This is a genomic window from Streptomyces sp. NBC_00322 (assembly GCF_036147535.1).
Classification (GTDB): domain Bacteria; phylum Actinomycetota; class Actinomycetes; order Streptomycetales; family Streptomycetaceae; genus Streptomyces.
Genome location: NZ_CP108019.1, coordinates 2938242 through 2956263 on the forward strand (window position 1 = coordinate 2938242; position 18022 = coordinate 2956263).

Genomic DNA, 18022 nt, shown 5'->3' on the forward strand with positions numbered 1-18022 from the left:
CGCAGGGGAGGTACGCATCCGAGGGGACGCACGACGGTGTGCGTCCTTTTCCGTCCCGACAGACGGTAGTGGTACCCCGCCCTCCTCAACCACGGCGCGCGCCGGGCCCACGGGCGGGCGCCGGTGCAATTCAGCACATCGAAGGGGCGTCTAGCGCACCGCCGGGTCGTAGGGAGAGCCCTGGTTGACGGTCCCCGGGTCGAAGGCCCCGGTGGCCGCGTACCGGGAGGCGATCTCGGCGAGTTCCCGCTTCGGGATCACCTCGTCGATGTCGGTGAAGCCGCCGGGGGCGCGCTCGTGGGCGAGGTTGATGACGACCTCGGGGCCGAGGCGGCGGTTCGCCTGCTGGAGTTCGGTCATCGCGGGTCTGCGTTCGGCCTCGTACGCGGCCAGCGCGCGGGCGGGGTCGGGGTGCAGGGCCATGGCGTGGCCGAGCGCGCGGGCGTCGACGATGGACTGGGTCGCGCCGTTGGAGCCGATCGGGTACATGGCGTGGGCCGCGTCGCCGGTCAGCGTCGTACGGCCGACGGACCAGCGCTCCAGCGGATCGCGGTCCACCATCGGGTACTCGAAGGCGCCTTCGGCGGCCCGGAGCACCTGGGGGACGCTGACGCCGTCGAAGTCCCAGCCCTCGTAGTGGTGCAGGAACTTCTCGACGGGGACCTCCCGGTTCCAGTCTCCGCGCGTAGCGTCGCCGGCGGAGTCGGCGGGCATCGCGAGCGCCCAGTTGACGAGCACCTCGCCGCTGTCCCTGTCGGGCTCGGTCATCGGGTAGACCACGGCCTTCTGACGGTCGTCGCCGGCGATGAACATGAAGGTGCCGGTCTGGTGGGCGGGCATCCACGAGACGCCGCGCCAGACGAGCATGCCGTTCCACGGCGGCTCGCCCTCGCCCGGGTTGAGCGCGGCGCGCACCGTGGAGCGGATGCCGTCGGCTCCGATGAGGACGTCGGGTTCGAGGGACGCTCTGCCGCGCCGGGCGCCGTCGCGGTGTTCGAGCTGGACCCGGGGGCGGCCGTCGGCAAGCGGTTCGAGGCCGGTGACCTTGACGCCGCCGACGATCGCGCCGGGCCCGAGCCGGGCGCGTACCGCGTCGGCGAGCGCACTCTGGAGTTCGCCGCGCTGGATGGAGAGCTGGGGCCAGTGGTAGCCGGCGCCGAGGCCGCGCGGCTCGCGGGAGATGAGGCCGCCGCTGCGGTGGTAGTAGCGCAGCTCACGGGTGCGTACGGAGCACTCCTCCAGCCGGTCGAGCAGCCCGAGCGCGTCGAGTTCCCGCACCGCGTTGGGCATGATGTTCAGCCCGGCACCGACCGGGCGCAGCTCGCGGACCGTCTCGACGACGGTGATCCGCTCGAATCCGGCGGTGTGCAGGGCGAGTGCCGCGGTGAGCCCGGCGATTCCTCCGCCGGCGATCATGATGTGGGTCATGGGGACCTCCAGGGACGGTCAGGCGACGGGGGTGCGCGGCCGCTCGATCGAACGGCGTACGAGGGTCTCGTTGTCCCGGGTCAGATCGAGCACGGAGCGGAGCAGTTCGATGGGGGCGCCGCCGCTGCCCACGTCGTACAGCCGCACGTCCTCGCTGTACGCCTTGCGGGCGATGGTCATATGGCGGGCCCGGAAGGTCTTGAGGATGCGCAGCACGCGGGCGAGGGAGACGGCGGACGCGGCGAGCTGCGGCGGCAGCCGGTGGGCCGCCTCCCAGCTGATGGCGGCCGAGAGCTTGGAGACGGCGGAGGTGCCGCCCCTGTGCGCGGCGTAGTGGTCGCGCCAGGAGGGGAGGCTGTAGCGCACCGAGTCGTCGAGGAAGGCGTCGTAGGCGGGGCTGCTGCGGTCGCACTGCCACAGCGTCAGATCGACCAGCCAGAGCGGCACCTGGGCGGCGGCCGGGCCGAGGTAGTCGGTGCCCGCGACGTCGATCTCCTCGAAGTAGGAGCGCATCCGGGTCGCGAAGAAGACCGGCGAGACATTGGCGACGGTGAAGTCGATGGAGTCGACCATGGACTGCACATGCTGGGCGGTGCGGTCGAGCGCCGCGGCGAAGCCCGGTTCGTAGGGCTCTCGGCGGGCGAGTTCCGCGCAGGTGTCGAGCGCCGCCACCAGGCTGGGGAAGACCATCCGGACCGCGTCCTGGAGATTGCTCTCCATGATGTCGCCGGTGTACATCCGCTGCCGGGCGCCGAGCGGGTTCCAGGTCGTGTAGTGGTGCACGGTGTCGCGCGGCACCATGTCGGTGCGCCGCCCCAGCTCTTCGAGCACCGGAAGGACGTCGGGCACCGCCGCGACGGGCTCGACGCCGTGCCGTTTGAGCGATCCGAGCAGGATGCCGAGGTCGCGCATGGCCGCGAGAGCGTCGGTGACGCCGAGCGCGGCGACCCGTTCGGGCTCGGGCACCAGGGTGCGCAGGGCGACGGTGAGCGCGGGCACATCGGCGTCGGCGTTCATCGCGGGCAGCGCCGCGAGCAGCGCGTCGGCGCCGAGCGGGTCGGCCGCGCGTATCTCGGCTATCCGGTAGCGCGGATCGCAGCGCAGGTGGAGACCGGGCGCGACAAGGTCGTACAAGGTCAACGGAATGCCCCCCTCGGGCAACGTCGGTTCAGTGGGTGGGATGCGGCGCAGTTGCTCGCGTCACGCGCTCACCGGACGCTGTCGCCGCCTGCGTACGCCTGCGCGGTACGCACTCGCCGCATACGGTCACTCCACGGCACCGCCCACAGGGTCCCGGCGCGGTGGCGCCGGGGCGGGCCCGGGCAGCCGCAGTCGTACGCAGAGCAGGGTGGCCAGTGCGGCGAAGGCGGCGCCGGCCAGCAGCGCGTAGCGGAAGCCGGAAGTCTGGGCGGCGGCCGAAGGGCCGCCCCCGGCGGTGGCCACGGCCACCAGTACGGCGAGCCCGAGCACCGAGCCGAACTGCTGGCTGGTGTTGACGAGTCCGGAGGCGAGACCGGTCTCCTCGGGCGCGGCCTCGGCGGTGGCGGCCACATTGGTGGTGACCATGACCAGCGGCAGGGCGACGCCGAGGACCAGGCTGGGTGCCAGGACCGTCGTTGCGAAGGTTCCGTCGGCGGACAGGGCGAGCGCCAGCCACACCATGCCCGCGACGAGGAGCCCGAAGCCGGCGGTCATGGTGGCCCTGAGCCCGATCCGGACGATGAGGCGGCCGGTCTGCGGGGCGACGGCGACCACCACCAGTGACAGCGGCAGCAGTCCGAGTCCGCCGGTCAGCGGGGACTGTTCGAGAACGCTCTGCAGATAGAGGCTGACCAGGAAGAACATGGGGAACAGCGCCATCTGGGCCAGTGCGCTGAGGATGTTGGCGTCCCGCAGCGCGGGCCGTCGCAGCACGGCGGGCGGCACCAGCGGGCTCGGGATCCTCGACTCCACTGCGGCGAAGACCGCGAGCAGCGCGAGGCCCGCACCGCCGGCGGAGAGGGTCCGGGTGCTGGTCCACCCGGACTCGCCCGCGCCGACGAGTGCGTACGCCACCAGCCCGAGGCCGCCGGTGGCCGAGAGTGCTCCGCCCAGGTCGAAGCCGGACTGTGCGCTGCGCGTCCCCCCGTTGAGAACGCGCAGTGCGAGCAGTCCCATGACCAGAGCGAGGAGCACATTGAGCCAGAACGTGGAGCGCCAGCCGAGCAGATCGGTGAGCACTCCGCCGAGCACGGTGCCGAGCACCCCGCCCAGTCCGCCCATCGCGGCGAAGGCCCCGAGCGCCTTGTGCCGTCCGGGCCCGTCCGGGAACAGGTTGAGCAGAGTCGCGAACGCTGCGGCGGCGGCGAAGGCGGCGCCCACGCCCTGCACGGACCGCGCGGCGATCAGCGCACCCGGCGTACCGGCGAGCCCGCCGGCGGCGGATGCCGCGGCCAGCAGTCCCAGACCGCCGAGGTAGAGCAGCCGGTGGCCGAGGAGATCGGCCAGGCGCCCGCCGAGCAACAGCAGTCCGCCGAAGGCGATGAGGTAGCCGTTGGCCACCCAGGACAGTCCGGCCGAGCCGGAGCCGAGGTCGTCGCCGACCGACGGCAGCGCGACATTGATGATGGCCGTGTCCATGATCAGCAGCAGCTGGGTGGAGGCCAGCAGCGCGAGCGCGGTGACGGGACGGGCCGAGGTCACTGGCCCGTCCTCGGGTCCTCGCCCAGGCCATATCCCTCGAGACAGGCCTGGGCCAGTTCCTCGCAGTTCTCCGCGCCGCCCGCCCACGTCTGCATGGTCAGATAGACGTGCGGGGCGCCGTGGTAGAAGCGCTCGTACTGCTCGTGACGTCCGGCGAACTCCGAACCGAGCGCGTCCCACACCAGCTTGAGCAGCTTGACCCGGTCCTCGGCCGGGGTGCCGGGCACGCGCAGATACTTCCGCACGACCGGCCCGAGCTGCGGGTGCAGCAGATCCCCGCCGGAGGCCGGGAGCTGGATGATGCCGCCGCCCGCGAGCAGCTTGATCTCCTGGACGGCGCGCGGGTAGATCTCCCCGGCCATGATGCGCTGGGCGAAGGAGATCTCCCGGCCGGGCATGACGCCGCCGCGGCCGCCGTCGACCTGCTCATGGCTGGCCTCGGCCGCCAGTACGAAGGCCTTGGCCTGGGCGACCATGCCGAGCAGCCGCCCGACCGACTGGGTGACGGCGGGGAGTTGGGAGGTGTTGTTGGCACGAGTCAGCAGGATGGCGAGGCCGGTGAGGAATTCGAGCTTGGTCCAGAAGCGGGTGGCGGCCTGGTGGCTGAAGTTGAGGTAGGCGGGCGTCCCCCACCACATCGCCGCTGTGGCCTCGGCATCGCGGTAGGTCAGCACCCGCTCCCACGGTACGAAGACCTCGTCGCAGACCAGCAGCGCGTCGTTCTCGTCGAAGCGCGACGAGAGCGGATTGTCGAAGACGCTGCGGGCCCCCGCCTCGTACGACGTACGCGAGACGAGGGTCAGGCCCGGTGTGCCGACGGGCACCGAGAAGCACAGCGCGTGCTCCACGTCCTCGGGCGCCAGTGGCTCGATCGTGCCGACGAGCACCTCGTCGGCGAAGACGGCCCCGGTGCCGATCATCTTGGCGCCGCTCACCACGATCCCGTCGTCCTTCTCGGCGACGACCCGCACGACCAGGTCGTCCTCCCCCTCGCCGGACTGCGGGTTGGTGATGGTGAAGGCCGCGTACAGATCGCCTTCGGCGAGCCTGCGGTGGTAGGCGAGAGCGTTGTCGGCGCCGTCGAAGGAGTCGGTGGTGAAGACCTGGGGCAGGGCGGCGAAACCCGCTGCTCCGCCTGCCATGTAGTCGGGCGTACGGCCGAGGAACCCGAAGCTCGACTCGGTCCACACCTTGTAGGCGTGACGCCGGGCGACCAGGTCGTCGTAGGAGCGCGGCACGGCGAAGGCGCGGTGGACGCCGCCGGAGGTGAGGGCGGGGCTGTGCTCGGAGTCGTGCGCCAGGTCGTAGAGGTGCGCGACCGACGCCGCGGTGTTGCGGAAGGCGGCATGGCGGGTGACGTCCTTGACCCGTTCGCCGTCGAGCCACACCTCACGCCCGTCACACAGCGATGCGAGGTATTCCTGGCCGGACCTGGTCAACGTCTCTCCTCAAACGGAACGTCCCCCGACACAGCCGAGCCTCGCTCCAGCCAGGGACGCTGGGCAATGAACGACCGTCCAGCGGTGATTAAGAACCGGCCAGTCATGCAGCTGAGGGGCTTTTCGATCGGTACTCTCCCGGCGTCATGGCGTACCACTTGCGGAAGGCCAGGTGAAAACCGACCGAGCTCTGGTAGCCGACCCGTTCCGGGACGGCCGACTGGGGCAGCGACGTCTCGCCGAGCAGCCGGGCCGCCTCCTGCATCCGCCGCCCCGTCAGATGCCGGGCGGGCGCCTCGCCGACCAGCTCGCGGAAGGCCGCCGTGAACGCCGAGCGGGACATGCCGACCTCGCGGGCGAGCGACTCGATGGTCCAGGGCTCGGCGAACCGGGTCGCGATGATGACCATGGCCCGGCTGATACCGGGATGGCGCAGAACCGGCAGCGCGGAGGGATTGCGGGCCAGTTCGCGCAGCAGCGGCCGCAGCGCGAGCACCAGCGCCATCTCGAAGGCCCGCAGCGTGATCAGCCGGTCGCCGGGGCCGACCGGGCGGTCGGTGGCGGCGAGCAGCCGCAGCGTGTCGCGCAGCAACGGCTCCCTGTCCACCTGGGAGTGGTCCAGCACCAGCGCCCAGGGCAGCGCCGTGTAGAGGTGGGTGGCCACGGAGGCGTCGTAGTGCAGCCCGGCGCAGAGCAGCCGGCTCTCTGGCCCGTCGCCCTCGATCCTGATCTCACCGGAGGTTCCGGGCGCACGCTCGGGCAGTACGGTGCCGAGCGCGACGCCCCGCCGCTCCGGCCGGTCGGAGAGCCGGTGCGCGGTGCCGGTGGGGAAGACGGCGAGGTCGCCCTCGTGCAGTTCGAGCGGGGTCTGGCCCTCGGCCGTGATCCAGCAGCCGCCCTCGGTGATGAAGTGCAGTACGGCGCAGCTCTGTTCCGCGTCGCCCTCGATGGCCCAGGGGGCGCTGACATGCCAGCGGCTGTCGAAGACCCCGGTCAGACGTAAGGGTTTGAGCAGCTCGCTGAGGAGGTCGTCCCCTTCGCGCTCCGTCGGTTCCATCTCCGTCGGTTTCATTGGACGATCCTTCAACCCCCGCCCCGGTTTGTTAATTGATCGGCCGAAGCCGCCGAAGCGAGTCTGGAAGAGCCGTTCACGGCAGCAGCGACACCCTATCGAAGGGCTCTTCAGACTCATGTCCGATCACATTCCGATGCGCGTAGCGGTCGTGGGGGCGACCGGGTTCCAGGGAGGTGCGACTGCCCGGCTGCTGGCCGAGCGGAAGCACCGCGTGCGCACACTGAGCCGCAAGCCCGAGGCCGATCGCCCGGAGCTGCCCGGCGTTTCCATCGCGAGCGGCGACCTCGGGCGGTACGAGGACGTACGCCAGCTCTTCGAAGGGGCCACCCACGCGGCGGTGGTGATGCCGCTGGTGTACCAGGCCGAGAAGGTCATGCGGTACGCCCAGCACATAGCGAAGGCGGCCCGCGAGGCAGGGGTGGGGCGGCTGGTCTACAACGCCAACACCCGGGTCCCCGACCGGAGCACGAATGTGGTGGCCTTCGAGACGCGCAGGCTCGCCGAGACGGTCTTCCGTGAGGGCCTCGCCCACAGCGGTGTGGAGCTGGTGGTCGTACGCCCGCCGGTCTATCTGGACAACCTCTTCAGCCCGTGGAACGGCCCGGCCCTGGTCAACGAGGGTGTGCTCGCCTACCCGCTGCCCGCCGACATCCCGACGGCGTGGATCTCGCACCGGGACCTGGCGGAGGCGGTCTACGCGGCGCTCACGGTGGACGGTGTGGCGGGCCGTGCCTTCGACATCGGCGGCGCGCAGACGCTCACGGGCGACGAGCTCGCGACGGCCTTCGGGCAGGGCCTCGGGCGCGCGGTCCGCTATGTGCCCCTGGAGCCGGGCATCTTCGAGCAGGGGCTGGCCCAGATCCTGGGCGAGGAGTCGGCCGCCGGAGTGTCGGGGATCTACCACTACATGGCCACGGGCCTGGAGCCCGGCCTGATGGCGGGCGACGAGGGCGAGTCGGCACAGGCGCTGTCGCTGAAGCCGGCGCCGGTGGACGAGTGGGTGGCACGGCAGCCGTGGCAGATGTGGTCGGGGGAGCAGTCATGAGCGCGCGCAGGCGAGAGCCGAGCTGGGGAGCGTAGCCGAGCGGAGACTCGGTGCTGTGAGGCGGTGCAGGGCGCGGGCCCGACGCGAGTCGTCGGGCCCGCGCCCGATTGCGTACCCCACGGCCGCAACCCGGACCCCGACCGCGCGCCCGATTGCGTACGCCACGTCTTGTGCAGCCACCGACGTCCGAGCAGTGCTGCACCCCCCGGGGGCAACCCCCGGACCCCCGGCACGAACCCCACGGCCGCAACCCGGACCCCGACCGCGCGCCCGATTGCGTACGCCACGTCTTGTGCAGTCACCTACGTCCGAGTAGTTAACACTCCACCGGATTGCCCACCCGAAGACCGTGGGAAGGCTCATCCGGTACGCATGCCACCGCACCCCTTCTCGACATTCTTTCCGCCCACCCGAGTGAACGCGGACAGGAGCGGCCATGCCCGCAGCCCGCCAGTCGTCGACTGAGCAGCTACAAAGAACCAGCAAACCTCGCAAAAATGCCCAACGCGCTCAATCCGCCCTGCCCGCACCACCCTCAGGTGATCCCATGATCGGTCGTATCCCCGTCCTGGACGTCCGCCCCCAAGTCGACTGCGGGAGGAGGCCCGCAAAAGCGGTGACCGGTGAGACCTTCCAGGTCACCGCCACCGTCTTCCGGGAGGGGCATGACGCGGTCGCCGCCAATGTCGTCCTGCGCGATCCGACCGGACGCCCCGGCCCCTGGACTCCCATGCGTGAACTGGCCCCCGGCAGCGACCGCTGGGGCGCCGACGTCACCCCGGACGCCGAGGGGCGCTGGACCTACGCCGTCGAGGCGTGGAGCGACCCCGTCGCCACCTGGCGGCACACAGCCCGGATCAAGATCCCCGCCGGTATCGACACCGCGCTGGTGCTGGCCGAGGGCGCCGAGCTGTACGAGCGCGCTGCCGCCGGGGTCCCCAAGCGCGACGGCCGCGAGGCCGTGCTCGCCGCCGTCGACGCCCTGCGCGACGAGGAGCGCCCGGCGGCCGCCCGGCTCGCCGCAGCGCTCGCCCCCGATGCCACCGCCACGCTCGACCGTCACCCGCTGCGCGAACTGGTCACCGCCTCCCGCCCGTTGACCCTGATCGTCGAGCGCCAGCGCGCCCTGTTCGGCTCCTGGTACGAGCTCTTCCCGCGCTCCGAAGGGGCGATCGTCAAGGAGGGCGCGCCGCCCGTCTCCGGCACCTTCCGCACCGCCGCCGAGCGGCTGCCCGCCGTCGCCGCGATGGGCTTCGACGTCGTCTATCTGCCGCCCGTCCACCCCATCGGCACCACCTACCGCAAGGGCCCGAACAACTCCCTCTCCCCGGGCGCGCACGATGTCGGCGTTCCCTGGGCCATCGGCTCCCCCGACGGCGGCCATGACGCGCTCCACCCCGACCTCGGCACGTTCGAGGACTTCGACCACTTCGTCCAGACGGCCCGCGACCTGCGCATGGAGGTGGCGCTGGACTTCGCGCTCCAGTGCTCGCCCGACCACCCCTGGGTGGAGAAGCACCCCGAGTGGTTCCATCACCGCGCCGACGGCACGATCGCGTACGCCGAGAATCCGCCGAAGAAGTACCAGGACATCTACCCGATCGCCTTCGAGGCTGACATGCGCGGTCTGGTCAACGAGACCCTGCGCGTGCTGCGCTTCTGGATGGACCACGGTGTACGGATCTTCCGCGTGGACAACCCGCACACCAAGCCCGTCGTCTTCTGGGAGAAGGTGATCGCGGACATCAACCGCAGCGCCCCCGACGTGATGTTCCTGGCCGAGGCGTTCACCCGGCCGGCGATGATGCACACTCTCGCCGCGATCGGCTTTCAGCAGTCGTACACGTACTTCACCTGGCGCAACACCAAGCAGGAGCTCACCGAGTACCTCACCGAGCTCTCCGGCGAAGCCGCCTCGTACATGCGTCCCAATTTCTTCGTGAACACCCCCGACATCCTGCACGCCTATCTCCAGCACGGCGGGCGCCCGGCCTTCGAGGTGCGGGCGGTGCTGGCCGCGACGATGTCGCCGTCCTGGGGCGTGTACGCGGGATACGAATTGTGCGAAAACGTTCCCCTGAGGGACGACAGCGAGGAGTATCTGGACTCCGAGAAGTACCAACTGCGGCCGCGGGACTGGGAGTCGGCCGAGCGCGAGGGCCGCACCATCACACCCCTGATCACCGCTCTCAACCGGATCAGGCGCCGGCACCCCGCCCTGCAGCAGCTGCGGAACATCCACTTCCACCCCACCGACAACGAGGCGGTGATCGCGTATTCGAAGACCGCCGAGGGCGCTTCGGGTTCGAACACCGTGCTCGTGGTCGCCAACCTCGACCCCCACCACACCCAGGAGGCCACGGTCTCGTTGGACATGCCGCACCTCGGCCTGGACTGGCACGAGAGCGCACCGGTGCGCGACGAGCTCACCGGCGAGACCTATCACTGGGGCAGAGCCACCTATGTGCGCCTAGAGCCGGGCGTCACGCCCGCGCACATCGTCGCTCTGCGACCGTCCCCGCCGATCGGAGGGTCACCCACATCATGATCGTCAATGAGCCCGTCCACGACCTGTTCGAGGACACGCCCGCCAAGGACCGCGACCCCGACTGGTTCAAGCGGGCCGTCTTCTACGAAGTCCTGGTGCGATCGTTCCAGGACAGCAACGGCGACGGCATCGGCGACCTCAAGGGCATCACCGCCAAACTGGACTATCTGCAGTGGCTGGGGGTCGACTGCCTCTGGCTCCCGCCGTTCTTCAAGTCCCCTCTGCGGGACGGCGGTTACGACGTCTCCGACTACACCGCGGTACTCCCCGACTTCGGCGACCTCGCCGACTTCGTGGAGTTCGTGGACGCCGCGCACCAGCGCGGCATGCGCGTCATCATCGACTTCGTCATGAACCACACCAGTGACCAGCACCCGTGGTTCCAGGAGTCCCGCAGCGATCCCGACGGGCCCTACGGCGACTACTACGTCTGGGCGGATGACGACAAGCAGTTCCAGGACGCCCGGATCATCTTCGTCGACACCGAGACGTCCAACTGGACCTTCGACCCAGTGCGCAAGAAGTACTACTGGCACCGCTTCTTCTCCCACCAGCCCGATCTCAACTACGAGAACCCGGCGGTGCAGGAGGAGATCATCTCGGCCCTGCGCTTCTGGCTGGACCTGGGCATCGACGGATTCCGTCTCGACGCCGTGCCGTACCTGTACCAGCAGGAGGGCACCAACTGCGAGAACCTCCCCGCCACCCACTCCTTCCTCAAGCGGGTGCGCAAGGAGATCGACGCCCATTACCCGGACACCGTGCTGCTGGCGGAGGCCAACCAGTGGCCCGAGGACGTCGTCGACTACTTCGGCGACTTCCCGGCCGGCGGCGACGAGTGCCATATGGCCTTCCACTTCCCGGTGATGCCCCGGATCTTCATGGCGGTACGGCGCGAGTCCCGCTACCCCGTCTCGGAAATCCTGTCCAAGACCCCGGCGATCCCGAAGAACTGCCAGTGGGGCATCTTCCTGCGCAACCACGACGAGCTGACCCTCGAAATGGTCACGGACGAAGAACGCGACTACATGTACGCGGAATACGCCAAGGATCCGCGGATGCGCGCCAACATCGGCATCCGGCGCAGGCTCGCCCCCCTGCTCGACAACGACCGCAATCAGATCGAGCTGTTCACGGCGCTGCTGCTCTCACTGCCCGGATCGCCGATCCTGTACTACGGCGACGAGATCGGGATGGGCGACAACATCTGGCTGGGCGACCGCGACGCCGTACGCACGCCGATGCAGTGGACCCCCGACCGGAACGCGGGCTTCTCCTCCTGCGACCCCGGCCGGCTCTATCTGCCCACCATCATGGATCCGGTCTACGGCTACCAGGTCACCAATGTCGAGGCGGCGATGGCCTCACCGTCCTCGCTGCTGCACTGGACCCGCCGGATGATCGAGATCCGCAAGCAGAACCGCGCCTTCGGCCTCGGCTCGTACACCGAACTGCCCTCGTCGAACCCGGCCGTGCTCGCCTTCACCCGCGAGTACAAGGACGATCTCGTTCTCTGCGTGCACAACTTCTCCCGGTTCGCGCAGCCCACCGAGCTCGATCTGCGGGCGTTCAGCGGACGGCACCCGGTGGAGCTGATCGGTGGCGTGCGCTTCCCGGCCATCGGTCAGTGGCCCTATCTGCTGACTCTCGCAGGCCACGGCTTCTACTGGTTCCGGCTGCGCAAGGAAGCGGCCACGACCTGACGCACAGGTCGGCCGCCATCTGACCCACAGGTAACGAGAGGTGCCTCCCGCGGGGCGGTTTCCCCCGCCCCGCACTGGGCACTCTCCCCCTCATCCCCGCGCGCCGCCGGACAGCCACAGCTGTAATCCGGGACACTCTGCGCATACAGCGCCATTGGAGTGCATCTCGGGGAAAGGACGCGATGCCATGTCGGAGGCTGCATCCACCCGGACTCCCGTCGCTCTTCTCCCGTCCCTCGCGCCACTGCTGCTCGGCTGGCTGCCGAGACAGCGCTGGTTCGCCGGCAAGGGCCATCCACTCACCGGCTTCTCGCTCGTCTCCGCGACCGAGCTGCTGCCGCTGGACTCCGAGACCGGTCCGGGACTGCTGCATCTGCTCGTACGCGTCCAGCAGACCGGCCTTCCCGCTCTCTCGTCGCAGGACTGCTACCAACTCCTCCTCGGTGTGCGCAGGACGCTGCCACCGCAACTCGCGCCCGCGCTGATCGGCCATGTGACCGAGGGCCCGCTCGCCGGGAGGACGGTCTACGAGGGCCTCTTCGACCCGCGCCTGGCCGAGCTGATCCTGGAGCGCCTGCGCACGCCCGGCGCGCTGGGGCCGCTGCGCTTCGACCGATTCGAGGCGGCTGGGGTGATCCCCGGCGGGCTCACCGCGCGCCCCCTGGAGGCCGAGCAGTCCAACTCCTCGCTGGTGTACGGCGACGCGTACATCCTCAAGCTCTTCCGCCGGGTCCACCCCGGCTCCAACCCCGATCTGGAGCTGCCGCTCGCGCTCGCCCGCGCCGGATGCGGCCGGGTGCCGGCGCCCGTCGCCTGGTACGAGGCCACCGCGCCCGAGCCGTACACCCTCGGCGTACTGCAGCCGTTCCTGCACGGCTCGCGCGACGGCTGGCTGCTCGCGCTCGAATCGCTGGCCGGCGGAGGGACCTTCACGAAGGAGGCCCGCGCGCTCGGCCGGGTCACCGCCGAGGTGCACACGGCACTGGCGAAGGAGCTGCCCACCGTGATGCTGCGCCGGCCGCAGGCCGAGCATCTGGCCGAGTCGATGACGGCTCGTCTGGACGCCGCCGCGCAGGCGGTGCCCGCCCTGCTTCCGTACGTTCCGCGGCTGCGTGGCGCCTTCGACGCGATCGCCGCGCTGGGCAGGCGCGGTTGCGCCTGGCGGGCCCAGCGCGTCCACGGCGACCTCCATCTCGGGCAGACCCTGAGTGGCGGCGGCTCCCACGGCGAGGGCCACTGGTCGGTCATCGACTTCGAGGGCGAGCCCGCGCGCCCGCTCGCCGAGCGCCGCAGGCCGCAGCCCACGGTGATAGATGTCGCGGGCATGCTGCGCTCGTTCGACTACGCGGCGCGCACCCACCGCCCCTGGAATCCGACCTGGGCGGAACGCTGCCGTGCGGCCTACTGCGAGGGCTATGCCGAGATGGCGGGCGCCGATCCCCGTACCGAACCCGAGCTGCTGCGCGCCTACGAGACGGACAAGGCCGTGTACGAGGTCGTCTACGAGGCCCGCCACCGTCCCGACTGGCTTCCGGTGCCGATGGCGGCGATCGACCGCCTGGCCGCCACCAACTGAATTCCGCCGAGGAGGCAGACCCCCGTGACCGCCCGACCCCCGTCCCGCAATTCCTCCGACCCCCACAGCCCCCGCCGGGCGGCCGACGCCGGGCCCCGCAAGCAGACGGACTCGCCACGGCCGCGGGCGGGCGGCAGCCATGGCGTTCGGGCCGCGCAGCCGCTCATGGACGGGGACCGGGAGCGGCTACTGACCGGCTCCCACCACGATCCGCACTCCCTGCTGGGGGCGCACTTGATGCGGGGCGGTGTCGAGCTGCGGGTGCTGCGTCCGTTCGCGCAGTCGGTGACCGTGCTCGCCAAGGGGCTGCGGGCGGAGCTGCACGAGGACGGTGACGGCTTCTTCTCGGGTGTCCTGCCGCTGCGTACCGTTCCGGAGTACCAGCTGCTCGTCGTCTACGACGGGACCGAGATCGAGGTGCAGGACCCGTACCGCTTCCTGCCCGCGCTCGGCGATCTCGATCTGCATCTGATCGGCGAGGGGCGGCACGAGGAGCTGTGGAAGGCGCTCGGGGCGCACCCCATGGCGCACCAGCAGGTGACGGGCACCCGGTTCACGGTGTGGGCGCCCAATGCCCGCGGGGTGCGGGTCGCCGGCGACTTCAACTACTGGGACGGCACCGGGTATCCGATGCGCTCGCTGGGCTCCTCGGGCGTGTGGGAGCTGTTCCTGCCCGGCGTCGGCGAGGGCGCGCTCTACAAGTTCGACATCACCCGCCCGGACGGCTCGCACACCCTGCGGGCCGACCCGATGGCGCGGCGTACCGAGGTGCCGCCCGCCACCGCGTCGATCGTGACCGAGTCCCACCACGTATGGCACGACGAGGAGTGGATGGCGCACCGCGCCGACAGGCCGGTGCACGAGGCGCCGTTCTCCGTCTACGAGATGCATCTCGCCTCCTGGCGGCCGGGCCTCACCTACCGCCAGCTCGCCAGCCAACTCCCCGCGTATATCCAGGACTTGGGCTTCACCCACGTGGAGCTGATGCCGGTCGCCGAGCATCCCTTCGGCGGCTCCTGGGGCTATCAGGTCACCGGCTTCTACGCCCCGACCGCCCGGATGGGCACCCCCGACGACTTCCGCCATCTGGTGGACGCCCTGCACCGGGCCGGGATCGGCGTGCTGGTCGACTGGGTGCCCGCGCACTTCCCGAAGGACGACTGGGCGCTTGCGGAATTCGACGGCCGATCGCTGTACGAGCACGACGACCCGGCGCGTGCCGCGCACCCCGACTGGGGGACCCTCGAATTCGACTACGGCCGCAAGGAGGTACGCAACTTCCTGGTCGCCAACGCCACGTACTGGTGCGAGGAGTTCCACATCGACGGGCTGCGGGTCGACGCGGTCGCCTCGATGCTCTACCTCGACTACTCCCGCGAGCACGGCGAATGGACACCGAATGAGCACGGCGGCCGGGAGAACCTGGACGCGGTCGCCTTCCTCCAGGAGATGAACGCCACGGTCTACCGGCGCTGCCCCGGTGTCGTCACCATCGCCGAGGAGTCCACGGCCTGGGACGGCGTCACCCGCGCCACGCACCATGTGGGCCCGGGCGGTTTCGGCGGCCTCGGCTTCGGCCTGAAGTGGAACATGGGCTGGATGCACGACTCGCTGGGCTATGTCACGCACGAGCCGGTGCACCGCAAGTTCCACCACAACGAGATGACGTTCTCGATGGTGTACGCGTACAGCGAGAACTATGTCCTGCCGATCTCGCACGACGAGGTGGTCCACGGCAAACAGGCGCTGGTCAGCAAGATGCCCGGCGACTGGTGGCAGCAGCGCGCCAATCACCGCGCGTATCTGGGCTTCATGTGGGCGCATCCGGGCAAGCAACTCCTCTTCATGGGCCAGGAGTTCGCCCAGGGTGCGGAGTGGTCGGAGGGCCACGGCCCCGACTGGTGGCTGCTGGATCCCTCCTACGCCGCGGAGGCGGACCACCGCGGCGTACGCGACCTCGTGCGCGACCTGAACACGGTCTACGCCGCCACCCCCGCGCTGTGGCAGCAGGACACGGACCCCGTCGGCTTCGCCTGGGTGGACGGCGACGCCGCCGAGGACAATGTCTTCGCCTTTCTGCGCTTCGACGCCACGGGCGCGCCGCTGCTCGCCGTCAGCCACTTCTCCCCGGTGGTACGCCACGAGTACCGCCTCGGTGTGCCGGAGGCGGTCCAGGCGTGGACGGAGGTACTCAACACGGACGCGGTCCGCTACGGCGGCAGCGATGTGCTCAACCCCGACCCGTTGAAGCCGGAGTCGGTCCCCTCGCACGGCCGGCCGACGAGCATCCAGCTGACGCTGCCTCCGCTGGCTACCGTGTGGCTGCGGCCGGTCTGATGATCCCGAGCCGCTGGGTGGCCCGGGTGAGCGCCACATAGAGGTCGTTGGCGCTCATCCGGTCGGGGTCGACGACGAGGACCGTGTCGAATTCGAGGCCCTTCGCCTGGCGCGGGTCGATGAGAACGACGGGCAGGGACAGATCCAGTGGTCCGTCGTTCTCTTCCAGCCCCGCGAGTTCGGCGTGCAGCTCGCGCGGGGCGATCACCGCGAGCCGGCCCTCCTCCGGGGCCTCCTCGGCGGCGATCCGGGCCACCTCGCCGAGCGGCACGGTCCGCTCCCAGGGCCGCACACCCGTCGAGCGGATGGAACGGGGCGGCTCGAAACCGGGGTCGGTGGCCCGCCGCCGCTTCGACGCGTACTCCATGATCTCGGCGGGCGTACGGTAGTTGACTCCGAGCCGTGCCAGCTGCCAGCGGTCCTGGACGTAAGGGGCGAGGATCTCCTGCCAGGAATCGCATCCGGCCGGGTCACCGGTCTGCGCCGGGTCGCCGACCAGCGTCATCGAGCGGGTCGGACTGCGCCGCATCAACAGCCGCCAGGCCATCGCCGACAGCTCCTGCGCCTCGTCGACGATGATGTGCCCGAAGGCCCAGGTCCGGTCGTCGGCGGCACGCTCGGCGGCGCTGCGGTGGTCGGCCTCCTCCTGCCGCTCGGCCATGCGCTCGGCGTCGATGATGTCGTGCGCGGCAAGGACCTCGGAGGCGTCCTCGTCGATGTCCTGCTTATCCTCGAACTCGTAGGTACGGGAGGCGTACGAGACGTCGAGGACGCCCTGTGCGTAGGCGATCTGCCGGGCCCGCTCGGCCTCGGCGGCGGCCAGGGCCGCGGAGTTGTCCTCGCCGAGCAGCTCGGCGGCCTCGTCGAGGAGCGGCACGTCGGCCGCGGTCCATCCGCCGCCCGTGCGCCGGATCAACTCGGCGTCGTCCTCGGGCAGATGCTTCGGATGCGCGAGATAGTCCGCGAGGAACTGCTGCGGGGTGAGCGGGGGCCACAGCGACGCGATGGCGGCGTGCACCTCAGCGCTGGCGGCGATGCCCTTGCCGAGCTGGGCGATGTCGTCGGGGCCGAGGAAGTTGGGGCCGCCGTACGGGTCGGCGCCGATCCGGTCGGCGAGCTGGGTGGTCAGATCGTCGATGATCCGGAAGACGAAGTGCGGTCGGGCCAGATTGTGCGGCAGGCCACTCTCGCGCGCCTTGTGCCGGGCCTCGACGGCGATGTCCCAGTCGAGCAGCAGATCCCCGTCGTCGTGCCGGATGACCATGGGGGCGTCCTTCTCGGGCACCTCCTGCCGGCCCCGTACGGCCTCGGCCAGAGCGCCGGCCATGTCCGCTCGGCCCTTGACGGCCGCTGCGGCTGGGCTGTCCGTGCCCGTGACGGCGACGCCCGGAAACAGCTCGCCGACGGTCGCCAGCAGCACACCCGTCTCACCGAGCGAGGGCAGCACCTCGCCGATATAGCCCAGGAAGGCCGGGTTGGGCCCGACGATCAGCACGGCACGCTTGGCCAGCTGCTCCCGGTTCGCGTACAACAGATACGCGGCCCGGTGCAGCGCGACCGCGGTCTTCCCGGTGCCGGGCCCGCCCTCGACGACGAGCACTCCCCGGTGCGGGGCGCGGATGATGTGGTCCTGCTCGGCCTGGATCGTCGACACGATGTCGCCCATCCGACCGGTACGGGCACTGTTCAGCGCGGCGAGCAGCACCTCGTCGGCGTCGTGCGACTCGTATCCGGTGCGGGTGGTGTCGGCGAGATCCATGATCTCGTCGTGCAGGGCGGTGACGGTTCGCCCCTGGGTGGTGATGTGCCGCCGGCGGCGCAGCCCCATCGGCTCATATCCGGTCGCGAGATAAAACGGCCGCGCGACGCGAGCCCTCCAGTCAATGAGCAACGGAGTCCGTTCCGCGTCGTCGCGCCGGATTCCCGTACGCCCGATGTGGTACGTGACTCCGTCGCGCCGGTCGATGCGCCCGAAACAGAGCCCGGCGTCGGCGGCATTCAGCGCGGAGAGCGTGGCGGAGTACTCGGCCACGCCGACATCGCGCTCCACCAGCGCCTGCCGATCGGTGCTGACCTGCGCGATCGTGGCGTTCATGGCGGCTTCGGCCTCGCCCCTGAGCTGGTCGAGCCGCTCGTGGGCGAGGGAGACGAATTGTTGTTCCTGCCGCAATTCCTCGCTTGACAATTCA

Annotated in this window: 11 protein-coding genes; 5 read left to right on the forward strand and 6 right to left on the reverse strand. The window is 70.5% G+C overall.

Annotation, left to right across the window (positions count from 1 at the left end; all coding sequences use genetic code 11):
• Positions 1–150 precede the first annotated feature (150 nt).
• The 5 genes from OG905_RS13115 to OG905_RS13135 form a co-directional block, all read right to left on the reverse strand.
• Positions 151–1428: a flavin-dependent oxidoreductase gene (locus OG905_RS13115; RefSeq protein WP_328668147.1), complete on the reverse strand. Its 1278-nt coding sequence runs from the start codon at positions 1426–1428 to the stop codon at positions 151–153.
• An 18-nt stretch (positions 1429–1446) separates the two neighbouring features.
• Complete coding sequence (locus OG905_RS13120; protein ID WP_328668148.1) at positions 1447–2568, reverse strand: monodechloroaminopyrrolnitrin synthase PrnB family protein; 1122 nt, start codon at positions 2566–2568, stop codon at positions 1447–1449.
• Between the two features lie 126 nt (positions 2569–2694).
• Positions 2695–4110, reverse strand: a complete 1416-nt coding sequence (locus tag OG905_RS13125) for an MFS transporter (protein ID WP_328668149.1) — start codon at positions 4108–4110, stop codon at positions 2695–2697.
• Complete coding sequence (locus OG905_RS13130; protein WP_328668150.1) at positions 4107–5549, reverse strand: 4-hydroxyphenylacetate 3-hydroxylase family protein; 1443 nt, start codon at positions 5547–5549, stop codon at positions 4107–4109. The genes OG905_RS13125 and OG905_RS13130 overlap by 4 nt, the downstream gene beginning before the upstream one ends.
• A gap of 103 nt (positions 5550–5652) precedes the next feature.
• Positions 5653–6621, reverse strand: coding sequence for an AraC family transcriptional regulator (locus tag OG905_RS13135; protein ID WP_328668151.1), 969 nt, complete (start codon positions 6619–6621; stop codon positions 5653–5655).
• 118 nt (positions 6622–6739) lie between these two features.
• On the opposite strand from OG905_RS13135, the gene OG905_RS13140 reads away from it, so the two are divergent.
• The 5 genes from OG905_RS13140 to glgB all read left to right on the forward strand — a co-directional run bounded on the left by OG905_RS13140 (position 6740) and on the right by glgB (position 15833).
• Positions 6740–7669 (forward strand): SDR family oxidoreductase, encoded by a 930-nt coding sequence (locus OG905_RS13140; RefSeq protein WP_328668152.1) that lies wholly within the window; start codon positions 6740–6742, stop codon positions 7667–7669.
• A gap of 547 nt (positions 7670–8216) precedes the next feature.
• Positions 8217–10217 (forward strand): alpha-1,4-glucan--maltose-1-phosphate maltosyltransferase, encoded by a 2001-nt coding sequence (locus tag OG905_RS13145; protein ID WP_328668153.1) that lies wholly within the window; start codon positions 8217–8219, stop codon positions 10215–10217.
• Positions 10214–11920 (forward strand): maltose alpha-D-glucosyltransferase, encoded by a 1707-nt coding sequence (treS, locus tag OG905_RS13150; RefSeq protein ID WP_328668154.1) that lies wholly within the window; start codon positions 10214–10216, stop codon positions 11918–11920. The genes OG905_RS13145 and treS overlap by 4 nt, the downstream gene beginning before the upstream one ends.
• A gap of 187 nt (positions 11921–12107) precedes the next feature.
• Positions 12108–13496, forward strand: a complete 1389-nt coding sequence (locus OG905_RS13155; RefSeq protein WP_328668155.1) for a maltokinase N-terminal cap-like domain-containing protein — start codon at positions 12108–12110, stop codon at positions 13494–13496.
• 165 nt (positions 13497–13661) lie between these two features.
• Positions 13662–15833 carry a 1,4-alpha-glucan branching enzyme gene (gene glgB, locus OG905_RS13160; protein WP_328682298.1) on the forward strand — a complete coding sequence of 724 codons (2172 nt, stop codon included), beginning with the start codon at positions 13662–13664 and terminating at the stop codon, positions 15831–15833.
• On the opposite strand, the gene OG905_RS13165 is transcribed toward glgB, so the two are convergent.
• A complete protein-coding gene (locus tag OG905_RS13165; RefSeq protein ID WP_328668156.1) occupies positions 15808–18018 on the reverse strand; it encodes a HelD family protein in 2211 nt (736 codons plus the stop codon). The genes glgB and OG905_RS13165 overlap by 26 nt on opposite strands.
• Positions 18019–18022: the final 4 nt, after the last annotated feature.